Here is a 15,530-nt window from a genome sequence, read left to right on the forward strand (position 1 = left end):
ATCCTTGTATCAACTTGCATAAAAAGGCCTTTTTCATGAAAAATAATTGGATCTGCAGTGAATTATCACAGAAACAGCACTGATCCTTGTCCGGTGGCAGATGGGTAGTACTCTAAGGCCTGGCGTTAGCGTAGGGATGTATACAACTGCGAGATTACTGAGAGCGGGATTAGGACTTTAAGGGTTTATAACAGGCTGGCAAGGATGGGAGAAAATAAACATTTCCTCACCAAATTTCGTTAAGCCTTCCTTTCTGCTACCATCTTCTTATAATCTGGCAGAATCTTTTCGTAAAGTGCCTCGTCTACTTTCTTTAAGGAGTTCATTAGACCGCCAATACCCGAATCCTTCAGGCTCACACGCTGTGCCCTGATGTCTTCCATTTTTTTGCGGATAGTGGCTTCCAGTTTAATCAGTTCTCTTTCAGTCATTAATATTGAATTGTGATACAAATTAAAGCAGTTGACTAAACTCTTTTGTTTTCTTCCAGAGATTTTTGTTTTGCTGGCCGTAACGCTGCATCTGATAGACGCTTGGCAAGCCTTCGAAACGATTGAGTTACAAGTAATTTCAATGGATAAAAGTCGCTTGAAAAGGTGACGAATGTCATAGTTATACTTTGCGTCTGCTTTTACTTTTAAACCAAAACAAGCCCTGGTTAACCATTAAACCGTTTAAGTATGAACATTAAAACACAGACACCCGGCTTTATAGCCACAGATGAGCTTTTAAATTACATCAACGATCATGTTAGCAAACTAAGCATTGTAAGTGATAGAATTATAGAGGCACAGGTTTGCCTGAAAGTTGAAAAGTCTGATACCCGTGAGAATAAGTTTTGTGAAGTAAAACTTGTAATTCCTGGTAATGACTTGTTTGCTTCTGCTCATAAACAATCTTTTGAAGAGGCAGTAACTACTTCCGTAAATGCATTGAGGCAACAGGTTGTAAAATGGAAGGAGTCACAAAATGCAAAGACTCAAAGAGGCGTAACTATAAAGGGATAGGTCGTTTTGTGAACCCAAAGCTTTTAAAAAATTATTGTAAGTATTATCAACATTAGACCATTAGTAAGTTATGATTTCAGTAACGTCTGTCACCGATAAATATATCCTTCAGCCCACACTTATCAACAAGCATAAGAAAACACTCGGGTGGCTTTCCGCCTCCTTATTATGGAAACGGGAAATTCATTTTTTCCAAAAGTTGCTCGATCAGTACGTGGTCAACTTTACAGCTATAGAAGACAAAAAGAAGGTTGATCACTTTCAAAGTATCATTACCTATTACGAGGGTGAGTTGATTGACAGCCTTATGGCAAAGCTGAGGCTTCATGAAAAGAAACTTGCAGAAATGCTTCAATCGGGAGAAGAGACCCGGATAGAATATTTTAAAGAACACGACAGCTTAATGGCAGAGCTGGAATCATTGAACGAACAAATAGTACAGTGCAAGGAAGAGCTGTATAGTTTTATTGAGAAGGTAATGTAATATCGGTTTTAATACATCATCTACAGTATTCATTGAGCGACAATGGCAGATATGATGTTAATCATTCTTACTGTTAACGCAAGTCATGTTCCTGGCAGTACAAGTTATTTAAGTTTGTCTGATCAGAATGATTATGAAGCCGATATTGTGTGTGATTGATTTTTCTACTGCTTCTGTAAATGTACTACAGACGGCATCCAGCTTTGCTGAAGAGACAAGCACGAGTTTATCCATTCTCCTTCCATTCAGGCTGGTTAGTAAAGACAAAAAGTATGATGTGCTCAAATTAAAGGCAAGTCTTTACGATCAGGCAGTGAAGTGGTTTTCATTCTTGGAGGAGCCTCTCATTCAAAAGCATATATCTTACGAAGTTCATATTGAAGTTGGATTTATTTCGGACCGCGTTAAGGCACATGTTGAAAGCGGTAATGTAAGCCTTATCGTTATTGGTAGTCAACAGGTAAAAGGTATATCGTTTGACCAGGGCGATGACCTAAAACAGCTTATAGATCAATTAAATATCCCTCTGCTCATAGTACCTGATAGTTCTGTTCCTATAGCAGCGTAATCAGTTTAGACAAGAAGCCTTCTTCATCCTAATTGCAGCTGTTTTTTAAAGCAAAAAGCCCCTTGGCTCTTGTATTAGACCCTTTTGAATGCCTTGGCTTGTCGCATTACCTTCTAAACTTAGTATTAATTTATTTAGAATATTTCTATATAAGCTTGTTTTATTCCCTTTCCCGCCGTTATACTTGCGCATTATTTAGAACAATTCTAAAGATGAAACACATATACCTCATTATTGCAATCACTTTAGCCCAGCTTTCAACCTGGGCGCAGAACCCAGGTTCTGTTCGCGGAACAGTTAAAACCTCAGATGGCAACCCGGCCGAATTTGTTAATGTAAGCATAGAAGGTACCGCAAAAGGCACCATAGCTGATAAAAAAGGGGATTTTGAGATCAGAAACGTCGCACCTGGAAACTACATGCTGGTAGCCTCATACGTAGGCCTTGAAGGTCAGAAACAGGAAATTGCAGTAAAAGCTGGCGAAGTAACTCAGGTTGATTTTACCTTAAAGGAAAACACACAAGAGCTTGAAGAAATCGTGGTTTCGGGCGGAAGGTTTGTTACTGAAAGTCCCTACGTTTCCAAAATGCCTTTAAAGAATATAGAAAACCCACAGGTGTATAATCTGGTAACGTCAGATTTGTTCAGGCAGCAGGCCATCACCAATTTTGATGATGCTTTGAAAAATGTTCCCGGCATATCTAAGCTTTGGGAATCTACCGGAAGAGCGTCAGGCGACGGATCTTCCTATTATACACTTCGTGGTTTTGAAGCGCAAGCCACAATCATTAATGGCTTGCCCGGATTGACAAGCGGAAGTCTTGATCCTGTAAACATTGAAAGGATTGAGGTTATCAAAGGCCCGTCATCAACATTATTTGGTAGCAGTTTAATTTCTTACGGTGGACTAATTAATACCGTTACAAAAAAACCTTATGCTGGCTTTGGAGGAGAAATAGGTTACATGGCCGGAAGTTTTGGTCTTAACCGTGTTACAGCAGACATTAATGCTCCTTTAAAAGAAGATGCTGTTACCCTCCGCGTTAACACAGCATATCACACAGAAAACAGTTTCCAGGATGCGGGTTTCAGAAACTCATTCTTTATTAGTCCTACCCTGGCTTTCAAAGCAAACGAAAGATTGTCGTTTCTGCTTGTAACCGAATTCATGCAGGAAGAAAAGACAAACACACCGATGTTGTTTTTAGGAAGAGAAACTCCCTTGCAGTATTCGGATCTAAAAGATTTAAATTATAACAAAGATCTTTCATTAACGAACAATGACCTCTCTATCAAAAACCCGAGATACAATTTGCAGGCGCAGATGAACTACAAGTTGTCAGATTCATGGACATCACAAACAGTTCTATCAAGAGGCGTGGCAAAATCAGACGGATACTATTCATACCTGTACGACAACCAGAATGGCAATAGAGATTTTGCGTTATGGATCAGCGATCAGCAAAGCCAGTTTGTTACCACCGATATTCAGCAGAATTTCATCGGTGATCTTAAAATTGGTAATCTTAGAAACAGGGTGGTTGTAGGATTAGATTATTTCCATAGAAACCTTATCAATAATAGTACAGGATATACGCGGGTACATAATGTAAATGCACAGGGGCAGATTAATTACATAAATCCACGCGATGGTCAGTTACTTCCTCCAACTTACCTTACCAAACAAGGTGTTGATAACTTGCTGGCAGCGTTACCGTTCTCAGGAAGTAACTCAAAAGATGCACAGTATAGTGTTTACGTTTCTGATGTGCTTAACATCACACCGCAGTTGTTAGCAATGGCTAGTTTACGTGTTGATTATTTTGACGCTGAGGCAAGTATTACAACAGATAAAGATGATTACGATCAGACCACGCTTTCGCCAAAGTTTGGGTTAATATATCAGATCATTCCTGATAAAGTATCTGCGTTTGCCAACTACATGAATGGATTTAAAAATATTGCGGCTGCTGAACTTTACGATACTGAAGGCGAGAGAACTGGCGTATTCAGAACTTTTAAACCAGAACATGCCAATCAAATGGAGTTTGGAGTTAAGTCAAACCTCCTTTCAGACAAAGTGGTAGCCACTATCAGTTATTATGATATCAATGTTTCTGATGTTGTATCTTCCGATCCTGCAAATATTTTCAATAGCCTGCAGCGCGGGGGCGAAATTGAAAGCAAAGGATTTGAAGTTGATGTAAATGCAAGCCCGGTAGAAGGATTAAATTTTATTGTAGGATATAGTTATAACGATAGCAAAGTTATCAAAGGAGATGAAGCTAGTGTATGGCTTGAAACCGGTAAAAGGCCAATATCTGCAGGGGCTAAAAATCTTGTGAACGCATGGGCTACTTACACTTTTAAATCAGGGCCTGTAAATGGTTTGGGAATAGGGTTTGGTGGTAACTACATAGACGAACTTCCTATTCTTGATAGTAAAACTACAGGAAGATTTACTTTGCCTGCGTACACTATCATCAATGGTAGCCTGTTTTATAATACCAACGCCATGCGCATTTCATTTAACATAAATAATATTACGGATAAGGAATACTACACGGGATACTCAACAATTAATCCTCAGAAGCCGAGAAACTTTGTAGTAAGCCTCGCTTATAAATTTTAATATGTTGTTGGCAGCATCTTTTGTTTGTCAGATAGCAGGGTTCTACTGCCTTTATAATAGATCAGCAAAGGCGGTATTACCGAAAGATTGTGTTAGTGCATGGTTGCAAAACCATGCACTATCTGCTTTACTGCTAGGTATAACGGAACTAGTACTTTCTTTCTGGCTCTTGAAACTCTCTATAGGTCTTGCTGCGGGTGTGCTAACAGGTGCAGTAGCGTTAATGACCATAGGAAGTCTTATAGTTATTTTGTTCCCATTATTTACAAGAGGTACTGATGCCCGCAAATCCTAAATACCTTACACATTCAGGTTGGCAACGATTTGCAAAAATATCGGCGGCCATACTCGGAGGTTATCTGGTAACAACAGCGCTTCATCTGGCATTAGCGGCATGGACGAGCCATGTAACCGTGATCATAACCTCTGCATTTTCAAGCTTTATTCTTTGGGTTATACTCATGGTACTCGCGTTCCTTCCCCGAAATGGATGGAAGGTGTGGTTGATCTATGCAGGTATAGCCATAGCAGGATTTGTGTTGGCATGGGCAGGGAAAATATATAATCCAAACTTTCTTAACTGATGGAGAAGCGGTCTTACAACATTTTTTTTGATCTTCATACTGTAAGTGGTATTGTCCTGAGCGTTCTCTTATTTGTAATATTCTTCGCAGGGTCGTTTTCATTCTTCAGGGATGAGATTATAAACTGGGAACGCAACGATGTAGTTTCTGTAAGAAAAGATTTAAGCCTCAATGTAGATTCTGCATTGCTGAAACTTCAAAAGAAGTATGAACTGAAGGGAAGGGAAATCACTTTCTGGAGGCCTTACAATGAGCAACGGATCAATTTATACCTGAGTGCTTCAAGCGATACTACAATTACGCAAGAAGGTGGTTTCTACTATATAGACTCAAAAACATACAATACCTCTGACTATACAGAAGCGTATAGCCTGGGAGAGTTTTTATACCGCCTTCACTTCTTTGCTCAGATTCCTTATCCTGCCGGATACTTTCTTTCAGGCTTTGCTGCCTTATTTCTCGTTTTTGTAGTGCTTACCGGAATTCTTGTGCATTGGAAAAAGGTTTTTACAAACTTTTTTGTTTTCAGACCCAGGGCAAAACTTAAAACAATTTGGACCGATGCGCATACTGCCCTTGGTACCATAGGGCTTCCCTTTCAAGTAGTTTATGCCGTTACCGGCGCGTTCTTCATGATCAACATTTTATTGGTCATTCCTAACGTGGCGCTGTTATATGATGGCAACCAGGAAAAAATATATGAAGACCTTGAATTTGAACATCCTTCTTTTCCTTTTAAAGGTCAATCCATAAACGGAGTGACATCGATAAATAAATATGTAAGCGAAACGAAGCAAAGGTGGGATAATTTTTCCGTAACAGAAGTTTCGATAGCAAATTATAGAGATGCGGGCATGCACGTGTCTGTTTCAGGGGAGCTTTCACATGCTACTAAATTTACAGGGCTAGGGGAAGTAATCTATAAAGTAGAAAGCGATAGTATTGTTGATGTAAAAGATCCTTATGCAAAAACTACGTATCTTGATGGCGTAAAGAATTACTTATATCGGCTTCATTACGGAGATTATGGTGGTTATGCGTTAAAAATAACAAGCTTCTCACTGGGACTTTTATCGTGTTTTGTAGTGATCTCTGGCGTGCTTATCTGGCTTACTGCACGGGTTAAAAAGAGTGTTCCTGAACAAAAGAAAAGATTCTATCAGACCGTTACGCGTATTTATCTCGCTATTTGTCTTACAATGTTTCCGGTTACTGCCTTTTCTTTTGTTATGGTTAAGTTATTTCCCGATTATGCAGGAATTTCGCCGCAAACTTTTATTTACGCGGTATATTTTCTTAGCTGGCTTGTTTCATCTTTTTGGTTTATAGTAGCAAAGTCAAATAACTATATTATCAACAAGTATTGTTTGATTACAGGGGCAATACTTAGCATAACTGTACCTCTTGTAAGCGGATTAACGACTCAGCAATGGTTTTGGAAATCTTTGCTAAACGACAATGTCGATTTTGTAGTTGTTGATTTACTTTGGATACTCGTTTCATTGTTTTCATTCTATGCATTTTCCAGACTTCGGATTCCGGTGGAAACCGAAGAACTTGTTACTGCTGTAGAAATAGAATAATGCTATACTGCGTAACTTAAGGCGCAGCAGAACTACAGGATTTAGAGAATACCGAAACGTATGAGCAATAAGTTACTATGCGATGATAAACAACGAATCCAGGGAGAACGTTTAACGGTTCTCCCTGGATCTTTAAGATAAGATTTGTTACTAAGTATAAGTTCCTGGTTATTCTTGCCTCAATGACTTCACCGGGTTTGTCGTTGCTGCTTTGATCGATTCAAAGCTTACTGTCAGCCAGGCAATGATCAGCGCTGAAAGGAATGCAACGATGAAAATAGTCCATTCAATTTCAATGTGATATGCGAACCCTGTAAGCCATTGACTCATGCCATACCACGCTACGGGTACTGCAATTGCAGTGGCAATCAGAATAGGTTTTGTAAACGTAGCTGACAGCAGGTAAACCAGCTGAAATCCGGATGCACCAAGTACTTTGCGTATTCCAAGTTCACGCGTGCGCCTTTCTGCCAGGTAGGCGGATAAACCATAAAGACCAAGACAAGATATCACTACTGCAAGTACAGCAAAGATATTGAACAGATTGCCCAAGCGTTGCTCCGACTTGTACATATTGGCAATATCCTGGTCGACGAAGTTATAGTTGAATGGGAAGCTGGGGTTGATGTCTTTGCAGATCTGCTCAAGCGCTTTAATGGTGTTCTCTGTTTCGCCGGGTTGGGTACGAACAATCGCATAACCTCCCCATGTATTACGCTGTAGGAACATAGGCCCGATTTTCTCCTGCACCGGCTTGAAGTTGAAATCTTTAACTACACCAATAATAGTCGCGTCCCGGCCCCACACTCTAATCTTTGTACCCACTGCAGATTCCAAGGGCATATCCATCGTTTTTAATGCCATTTCATTCACAATAATATTTGCTGTATCTGCCTTAGCGTTTTCACTATATCCATGACCATCTAGAAATGTTACCTTAAACACCTCTTCAAAGTTCTCGTCAACCGCAGAATTGTAAAACAGTGGTTGCGTGTTCGGGTCCTTGCCTTTCCATTCTACACTAATGGTGGCACCAGAAGAAGTGGTAGGTAGTTCAGAGATAAATGAATATTGACTTGTTAATGGATTATTTTGGAGACGTCCACGCAACGCTTCGTACTTCGACCACATCTCGCCCGTCATGGGTACATACAAGAGATTCTCTTTGTCGTAACCAAGGTTCAGTTGCTGAATGTATTTGAGCTGCCGATAGACCACTGTTGTGCCTACGATCAGTGAAATAGATACTGCAAACTGAATTACCACCATGGTGTTTCTGAACAGACTGCCAGAGCCACCTCCTTTAAAATTTCCTTTCAATACCTTGGCAGGAACAAACCCTGAGAGGTAAAGGGCAGGGTAACTGCCTGCAAGTAAACCGGTGATGACAGTAATGCCAAGTAATGCTGCAATGAGCTGAATATTTGTAAAATCAAGGGCGAGGTCTTTACCACCCAATGTATTAAAATAGGGAAGGACAATGTAGATAATGAGCAATGCGAGTACCAGAGAAAGGAGTGCTACCACGAGTGACTCCGCTAGAAACTGCCCCATTAAATGAGGTCTTACCGCACCCACCACTTTACGCAAACCAACCTCCTTGGCTCTGCGTGCCGCGCGTGCAGTGGCAAGGTTCATGAAATTAAGACATGCTACAACGAGAATAAATATGGCAACAATCATGAAGATATAGACATTCTGCGCGTTACCATGCCCGGGAATATCAGCAAGAAAGTTTGAGTAAAGGTGAACTTTCGATAGCGGTTGCAGTACAAACTCAACTTTTACAACGGGCTCATTCTTCTTGTAGATTGCCTGAATCTTCTGCTCAAGGTTGTCAATTGCAGATTCCGATTGTTGCGTCTTGTCGTTTAATTTAAGATAGGTGTAATAGTTGAAGTTGTCCCATACGTTATTCTTGAAGTCGTTGTTTGTTCGTGCCAGGAAACGTATGGGGTGAACGAAATCAAACTTAAGGTGAGAGTTGCTGGGAATGTTAGCAATAACACCCGTTATAGTGAAGTCATCTTTGTTATTTTTTCGGATTGTCTTGTCAATGACATCAATGCTGCCAAAATATTTTCTGGCCATTGCCTCTGTAATAACAATACCTTCCGGATTCAAAAGTGCTTTCTCTCTATCGCCTTTAAGGAAAGGGAAAGTAAATACCTTGAAGAAATTGGAGTCAGCAAAGATTACCCCTTTCTCTTCGAACTTGACATCGCCAACCTGGATTAGGTCTCGATTATATCCGGTAATACGAACTGCGTCCTCAACTTCAGGTATTTCATTTTTTATAGCAGGGCCTAACGGTGCAGAAGATACTGCAGCATGTACCTTCATATCGGGCAATGTTGAAGTGATACGGTACATTCGCTTATGATCCTGATGGAAGTTGTCATAGCTCAGCTCGTCGGTCACCCACATACCAATGAGTGCCGTGCAACTGATGCCTAGCGCAAGGCCGAAGATGTTAATGAATGAAAATCCTTTCTGACGTAAAAGGTTACGAATGGCTACTTTAATATAATTTCTAATCATAGGGGAGGAGATTGTTCAGCTAAGACGCATTAAGTGACTTCGATGTTGCATGGAAATTTGTAATTTTAATGAATATTTGCTGGCTGAGTGCTTACGTTAATCTTGAAAGCTTATTCCGATCGGAGATTCTTTACCGGGCTTGCCCATGCGGCTTTTATAGCCTGGAAGCTTACGGTTATCAATGTTAACATGAGAATGCCAAGGGCAGCAATAGCAAACAATTGCCAGGTGATCGTAATACGATATTGATATTGCACTAGCCATTTATCCATCAAGATAAAAGATATCGGTATTGCAATTCCACAAGCAATAAAGGTGAGCATTACAAATTCTTTTGATAACATCTTCCAAATGCTCACTACCGTTGCTCCTAATACTTTACGAATACCAATCTCTTTTGTTCGCTGTTCAGCAACAAAAGAAGCAAGACCAAAAAGTCCAAGGCAGGAAATGAAAATTGCCAGGATAGCAAAAAGTGCTGAGAGATTTCCAATTCGCTCTTCAGTAGAATATTTTTTCGCATAATCTGCATTAACAAAACTAAAGTTAAAGGGAGATGCAGGGTCATGTTTTTTAAATACCTTCTGAACTTTATCAAGAGCATCAGGTGTAGGAACAGATTCACTCAGTCGCATAACAATAAACCCCATCCAGTCATCTGTAATAAAAAACGATGGTTCACTTGAGGCATAAGGTGATTGCGTGATCATGTCTTCTGTTACACCAATTACAGTGAACTGCTTTCCGCGAAAGGTAACAACTTCACCCAACGGGTCTTCAAAACCCATAATCCTTGCTGCATTTTTATTAACAATGATAGCAGAAGAATCGCTTGGTAGGTCCGGTGAAAAATCACGTCCTTTAATCAGCTTCCAGCCAACGGTCTTTCCATAGTCTGGTGTTACGCCAACATTGCGAAAGAAAACTACTAACCCAGGATCTTTCCCTCGCCACTCAATTCCATTGTTGTTTGAAAAATGTGCTGGTGATTGTGAAGAGAGCGCCATACTTTCAATAACCCCTTTTTGCAGAAGTTCATTTTTTATCACCTCTACATTCTTTCGAAGTTCAGTAGAGTACATTCCAACGGTAATTAGTCCATCTCGATTATAGCCCGCTGATCTTTCTCTGGCATGTTGTATTTGCCAGAAGATGATCATGGTGCCGATGATTAATGTCAGTGATACGGTGAACTGTACAACGACCAATACCTTTCTGGGAAGTACGGCCGAACGCCCTGCTATAAAAGCACCTTTTAATATTTTTACAGGTTTAAACGCAGACAGGTAAAAAGCCGGGTAACTACCTGCAATGAGTCCCGTGAATAGTGTAAATGTAATAATGATCAACCAAAAGGTTGTGCTTTCCCACGGTACCGCTATTCTTTTATCAGCGATCATATTGAAATATGGTAAGGATAACTCTACGAGTACTAACGATATCACCAACGATAGTGTAGACAACATTATAGACTCGCTCAAAAATTGAGTGACAATCTGATTACGTATAGATCCAATCGTTTTTCGGATTCCTACTTCTTTTGCACGCTTTTCACTACGCGCAGTAGAGAGGTTCATGAAATTGATACAGGCAAGTAACAATACGAAAACACCAATGACTCCGAAAAGCCAGACAAACTGAATTCTTCCTCCTGATGCTTTTCCGTTTTCAAATGCATTATACAAATGCAGGTCCGACATAGGATGCAGCATCACTTCTTCTTTCCATTTATCAATGTGTGATGTTGGGACGGCTTTGATTTTCTCACTGGCACCCTGAAGATCAACAGCATCATTAAGCAAAACAAATAATTGGCCGCAATGATTGGTCCAGGCGGTTTGCCTATTTAACCAATTTTCCTTGTTGTCCCACGGTAATAACATTTTGACTCCCTGAAAAGTAGTGTTGTATGGGAAATCTTCATAAACACCTCCTACAACCAAATCAAATCGGGTGTCAATGCGTATTGATTTATTAAGTGCATCATCTTCTCCGAAGAGTGACTTTGCTAACGAGGAAGAGATAAGCATTGTTGAAGGATTATTCAATGCAGCATAATTACCGGAAAGCATTTTCAAGGTGAACATTGAAGAAAATTCGTGCTGAACCCACATGCCATTCGCAGGTAATTTAGTTTCGTTGTGGGTGAGCATAAAGCTGTTATTACCTGACGCAAGCGATACCGAATTAAAATCGGAGGCATAGCCATTTCGTAGGGCATCACCTAAGGGCATTTGCACCGTTCCGTGCGTATAGGTAACACCTTCGTTTGTCTGGCTTACCATTACCTGAGCCAGCCGTTCACGATTAGTAAAATAGGAATCAAAGGAAACTTCATCCCAAACCCATAGTGCAATAGACATGGCTACAGCCATGCCAATAGCAAGGCCGACAATGTTGATGGAGGAGTATCCCTTGTTCTTTACCAAGTTTCTCCAGGCAATTTTAAAATAGCTCTGATACATAGCGGCTGGATTTGTATGTTTATATTGATTAAATGGTCTGATGATGCCAGGTCTAAAGAGCAATATGACATCAATAATAAAATGGATATTCGCTTTTCGTTTTCCTGATTTTTGTATTCTCTTCAGGTACTCTTCCAGTAAATCACCTTCAATGTGATCTACCAGTCTTGGATGGCAATACCAACGGAAGAAGCATAGAAACAGAGGAGGTGGAGTTTGTCTTGTTTTCATCGGTTAACTGCTTACAAGTTTTACATCCAACGCAACTTTCGGAATTGCTTTCCATAAGGCATTGCGTGTCTCTTTAGAATGCTCCATTGCTTTTTTTCCAAGCGCAGTAATCTGATAATATCGCCTTGGTCTGCCCATTCTGTCTTCGGTACTTTCACCTTCTGATGATTTAATGTAGCCCTTGTCTTCAAGGCGTACCAGTGCCGTGTGAAGGGCACCCATGCTTACATTGCGTGAAAGACGTGTTTCTATTTCGCTTTTAATCGCAACACCATATGCTTCTTTATAGAGTATTCCAATGGTGAGTATTACTATCTCCTCAAATTCGCCGAGCTGATATTTTTTCATTCCGACTATTTTCCTAAATGTAGGAATAACAACTGTGCCGGAATTTAAAAGTCACGTAGCATAGCAAAATAGCCTTATGCCCTCAGTTTGAATGTTCACATTTGAACAGGTGATGCGCGAAAGCGGAATTAAGAAGTAATGATCACGTTTATCTTCCGAGCTACATCAGTCAACATAACTGTATTAAAACGAAAGAGGCCACCCGTTGGTAGCCTCTTTAATAGTTTATACAAACAGTATCCTATTTGATAATAACTCTTTTTGTAAAAGTCTGGTCCTCAACTTTTATAATCATATACCAGACCCCAGGTGTAACTTCATCAGCATTCCAATCCGTCAACATAAGTCTATCACTTCCAACCCTATTTTGACCAAGTCTATATGCTGCACCATTCTCATTTCGCAGATCAATTGTGACTAAAGCATTTTCAGGCGCACTTACCTCAATAGATGCTGAAGATACAACAGGGTTAGGGAATATATCAATTTGAACTGTAGCGTCTTTGGTTTTATTTACATCATCTATTACTGTAAAATGAATGGTAGACGTAGCGCCTTTTATGCCTTGCTTTCCGTTGCCGGTGTAAGGGGTAGCAGTAAGCGTATAATCGCCAGGTGTTAATTTTCCCACATTGTAGTTACCTTTTGTATCGCCAAATAAAGCGTACGGTTCCTGGTTCTCGCCAAAACGTTTTCCATTCAGAAAGAATTCTACACTTTGCGTGTTGTTTGTCGTATTTGCCCTGATATTAAACCGATTACTGTACATGATGAAGTCATGATTCGATAAGTTTCGCACATCCGCATCTGTATATGGATCTACCAAAGTGAATCCTGTTATTTGAGGTTTATCAGTTCCACCCGTAGTTGTAATTGTTTTAGATTGTTCATAGATCTCTTCCCTTGGGTTTTCATAATGGGATTCAAGTGTATATGTATATGTGTCTCCAGCAACAATAACAGTATCATGATATTGGAGTACGTTTCCTGAGTCTGAAGCAGTGAAGAAAGCTATGGATTGAGGATACTGATCATTCGGTCCCTGCTTGAAGAGTATATATGAATTATCAGCGTAACTGTTATCTATTATAGTTATGTCTACGCCGCCATTAGGCGCGTTGCTGATGTTGAATGTTGGCTCATAAAAATTGGAATAAGTAGTATGCTGCAGGTACGAGAAAGGAGAATATTCACCATCGCGATATAAACGGGCTGCAAATTCATAAGTAGTCCTTGGCTTCAGGTTTAAAATTTGATAATCAATCTGCGCTACAGGACCCTCTTGTATAAGATGGTATTCAGCATCACCCTGTTTGCGTTGCCATATCTCGACCTTATCAATACCAGTTTCATTTGTGTAAACCTGTAGGTTCAAGAAAGTACCTATCGGTTCATTGCTGCCATCAATGATGAACTCCGGTTTCTCTATCGCGCTGCCAGCGCTGGTAACTGTAATAGTTTTAGATTGCTCATAGATCTCTTCCCTAGGGTTTTCATAATGCGATTCAAGGGTGTATTTATAAGTGTTTCCAGCGACAATAACGGTATCGTGATATTGGAGTACTTTTCCTGAGTCTGAAGCAGTGAAGAAAGCTATTGATTGAGGATACTGATCATTTGGTGCCTGCTTGAAGAGTATATATGAATTATCAGCGTAACTGTTATCTATTATAGTTATGTCTACGCCGCCATTAGGCGCGTTGCTGATGTTGAATGTTGGCTCATAAAAATTGGAATAAGTAGTATGCTGCAGGTACGAGAAAGGAGAATATTCACCATCGCGATATAAACGGGCTGCAAATTCATAAGTAGTCCTTGGCTTCAGGTTTAAAATTTGATAATCAATCTGCGCTACAGGACCCTCTTGTATAAGATGGTATTCAGCATCACCCTGTTTGCGTTGCCATATCTCGACCTTATCAATACCAGTTTCATTTGTGTAAACCTGGAGGTTCAAGAAAGTACCTATCGGTTCATTGCTGCCATCAATAATGAATTCCGGTTTCTCTATCGCGCTGCCAGCGCCGGTAATTGTGATTGTTTTAGATTGTTCATGGATCGCACCCCTTGGATTTTCATAATGTGATTCAAGCGTGTATGTATAAGTTGCACCATCAACAACAGTAGTATCATGATATTTAACTACCTCTCCTGAATCTAAAGCAGTGAAGAAAGCTATGGATTGTTGATACTGGTCATTCGGCCCCTTACGAAAAAGTATGTAGCTATTATCTGCATAAGTCATGTTTGTGATACTTATATCCACTGCATGACCAGAGGAAGTTGTAACACTAAATTCAGGCACATAAAAGTCAGAATAAGTAGTATACTTTAGGTAGGAAAAGGGAGAATACTCACCATCCCGATAAAGTCTTGCATTGAACTCATAAGTGGTACGTGGTTTCAGATTTTCAATAACAAACTCATATTGTGTTCCTGTACCTTCTTGTATGAGGTGGTATTCTGAAGCACCCTGCTCCCGTTGCCAAATTTCGATTTTTTCAATTTCAGATTCATTGGTGTGAACTTCCAGATTCAAGTAGGTCCCTCCCGGTTCATCATGATTGTTAATAATGAAATGTGGGGCTGGAATATCAAACTTTAAAGCTGAAGCCCTGAGGGCACAGAACGCGGACAATACAAAAACGCATACAATAGTTAATAGAAGTCTTTTCATTTAGATTCTGTTTGGTTAAAATAATGAAACAATAGATTAAAATAAAGGAGACCCGTTTAGCGGGATGCACGTAAGTCTGTTTTTAAGAATTTAAGGAGGTATTGATTTAGCACTCGTATACCAATAAATAAGAATTGGCCGGATGGTCATATAGAGAGTTTTTCTATTATTGGAATAATCTCATGCCAAAGCGTGGTATATGGATGTTAAGTGTTGGCAGTAATTCATGGCTAGTTGGTGATAAGGTAGAGCAGAGCAACCGACAGTTTATACCGTATATATGCTTTAAATGGAATTCAACTCATCGTTGTTTATACTGCCTTCATATTGCCCATCTTAACTGCACATCACGTTAATGGTGAGGTAACACAGAGTTTATTTTAGTTGCACTACTTGCGGCGCTAATCTA

The 15,530-nt window shown here is 40.0% G+C and carries 12 protein-coding genes; 7 read left to right on the plus strand and 5 right to left on the minus strand.

The window, feature by feature from the left end:
- Positions 1-239 precede the first annotated feature (239 nt).
- Positions 240-431: a hypothetical protein gene (locus KK060_RS15660; RefSeq protein WP_254154702.1), complete on the minus strand. Its 192-nt coding sequence runs from the start codon at positions 429-431 to the stop codon at positions 240-242.
- 249 nt (positions 432-680) lie between these two features.
- Here KK060_RS15660 and KK060_RS15665 point away from each other — a divergent pair, with 249 nt between their 5' ends.
- From KK060_RS15665 to KK060_RS15695, 7 genes are all read left to right on the plus strand, one after another.
- A complete protein-coding gene (locus KK060_RS15665; protein WP_254154703.1) occupies positions 681-1,007 on the plus strand; it encodes an HPF/RaiA family ribosome-associated protein in 327 nt (108 codons plus the stop codon).
- Positions 1,008-1,077: 70 nt separating this feature from the next.
- The gene (locus KK060_RS15670) at positions 1,078-1,491 is read left to right on the plus strand and encodes a hypothetical protein (RefSeq protein WP_254154704.1); all 414 of its coding nucleotides are present in this window, start codon (positions 1,078-1,080) and stop codon (positions 1,489-1,491) included.
- A 133-nt stretch (positions 1,492-1,624) separates the two neighbouring features.
- Positions 1,625-2,059 carry a universal stress protein gene (locus KK060_RS15675; RefSeq protein WP_254154705.1) on the plus strand — a complete coding sequence of 145 codons (435 nt, stop codon included), beginning with the start codon at positions 1,625-1,627 and terminating at the stop codon, positions 2,057-2,059.
- A gap of 212 nt (positions 2,060-2,271) precedes the next feature.
- Positions 2,272-4,692 carry a TonB-dependent receptor gene (locus KK060_RS15680; protein ID WP_254154706.1) on the plus strand — a complete coding sequence of 807 codons (2,421 nt, stop codon included), beginning with the start codon at positions 2,272-2,274 and terminating at the stop codon, positions 4,690-4,692.
- 1 nt (position 4,693) lies between these two features.
- Positions 4,694-4,987, plus strand: coding sequence for a hypothetical protein (locus KK060_RS15685; protein WP_254154707.1), 294 nt, complete (start codon positions 4,694-4,696; stop codon positions 4,985-4,987).
- Positions 4,971-5,276 (plus strand): hypothetical protein, encoded by a 306-nt coding sequence (locus KK060_RS15690; protein ID WP_254154708.1) that lies wholly within the window; start codon positions 4,971-4,973, stop codon positions 5,274-5,276. Before KK060_RS15685 ends, KK060_RS15690 begins: the two co-directional genes overlap by 17 nt.
- Positions 5,276-6,859, plus strand: coding sequence for a PepSY-associated TM helix domain-containing protein (locus KK060_RS15695; protein ID WP_254154709.1), 1,584 nt, complete (start codon positions 5,276-5,278; stop codon positions 6,857-6,859). The genes KK060_RS15690 and KK060_RS15695 overlap by 1 nt, the downstream gene beginning before the upstream one ends.
- 168 nt (positions 6,860-7,027) lie before the next feature.
- Here the strand turns inward: KK060_RS15695 and KK060_RS15700 are convergent, their stop codons facing one another.
- The 4 genes from KK060_RS15700 to KK060_RS15715 all read right to left on the minus strand — a co-directional run bounded on the left by KK060_RS15700 (position 7,028) and on the right by KK060_RS15715 (position 15,121).
- On the minus strand, positions 7,028-9,400 hold the full coding sequence (locus KK060_RS15700; RefSeq protein ID WP_254154710.1) for an ABC transporter permease: 2,373 nt from the start codon (positions 9,398-9,400) through the stop codon (positions 7,028-7,030).
- Between the two features lie 110 nt (positions 9,401-9,510).
- Entirely contained in the window at positions 9,511-12,096 is a 2,586-nt protein-coding gene (locus KK060_RS15705; RefSeq protein ID WP_254154711.1) for an ABC transporter permease, read from the minus strand.
- A gap of 3 nt (positions 12,097-12,099) precedes the next feature.
- Positions 12,100-12,444, minus strand: coding sequence for a PadR family transcriptional regulator (locus KK060_RS15710; RefSeq protein WP_254154712.1), 345 nt, complete (start codon positions 12,442-12,444; stop codon positions 12,100-12,102).
- Positions 12,445-12,685: 241 nt separating this feature from the next.
- A complete protein-coding gene (locus KK060_RS15715; RefSeq protein WP_254154713.1) occupies positions 12,686-15,121 on the minus strand; it encodes a fibronectin type III domain-containing protein in 2,436 nt (811 codons plus the stop codon).
- Between the last annotated feature and the right edge of the window lie 409 nt (positions 15,122-15,530).

It is taken from the genome of Chryseosolibacter indicum (assembly GCF_018598585.1).
GTDB lineage: Bacteria > Bacteroidota > Bacteroidia > Cytophagales > Cyclobacteriaceae > Chryseosolibacter > Chryseosolibacter indicus.

Excerpts from the sequence above, each read along its gene's own strand:
- KK060_RS15660 (WP_254154702.1), bottom strand. The coding sequence starts at position 431 with ATGACTGAAAGAGAACTGATTAAACTGGAAGCCACTATCCGCAAAAAA.
- KK060_RS15665 (WP_254154703.1), top strand. The coding sequence starts at position 681 with ATGAACATTAAAACACAGACACCCGGCTTTATAGCCACAGATGAGCTT.
- KK060_RS15670 (WP_254154704.1), top strand. The coding sequence starts at position 1,078 with ATGATTTCAGTAACGTCTGTCACCGATAAATATATCCTTCAGCCCACA.
- KK060_RS15675 (WP_254154705.1), top strand. The coding sequence starts at position 1,625 with ATGAAGCCGATATTGTGTGTGATTGATTTTTCTACTGCTTCTGTAAAT.
- KK060_RS15680 (WP_254154706.1), top strand. The coding sequence starts at position 2,272 with ATGAAACACATATACCTCATTATTGCAATCACTTTAGCCCAGCTTTCA.
- KK060_RS15685 (WP_254154707.1), top strand. The coding sequence starts at position 4,694 with ATGTTGTTGGCAGCATCTTTTGTTTGTCAGATAGCAGGGTTCTACTGC.
- KK060_RS15690 (WP_254154708.1), top strand. The coding sequence starts at position 4,971 with ATGCCCGCAAATCCTAAATACCTTACACATTCAGGTTGGCAACGATTT.
- KK060_RS15695 (WP_254154709.1), top strand. The coding sequence starts at position 5,276 with ATGGAGAAGCGGTCTTACAACATTTTTTTTGATCTTCATACTGTAAGT.
- KK060_RS15700 (WP_254154710.1), bottom strand. The coding sequence starts at position 9,400 with ATGATTAGAAATTATATTAAAGTAGCCATTCGTAACCTTTTACGTCAG.
- KK060_RS15705 (WP_254154711.1), bottom strand. The coding sequence starts at position 12,096 with ATGAAAACAAGACAAACTCCACCTCCTCTGTTTCTATGCTTCTTCCGT.
- KK060_RS15710 (WP_254154712.1), bottom strand. The coding sequence starts at position 12,444 with ATGAAAAAATATCAGCTCGGCGAATTTGAGGAGATAGTAATACTCACC.
- KK060_RS15715 (WP_254154713.1), bottom strand. The coding sequence starts at position 15,121 with ATGAAAAGACTTCTATTAACTATTGTATGCGTTTTTGTATTGTCCGCG.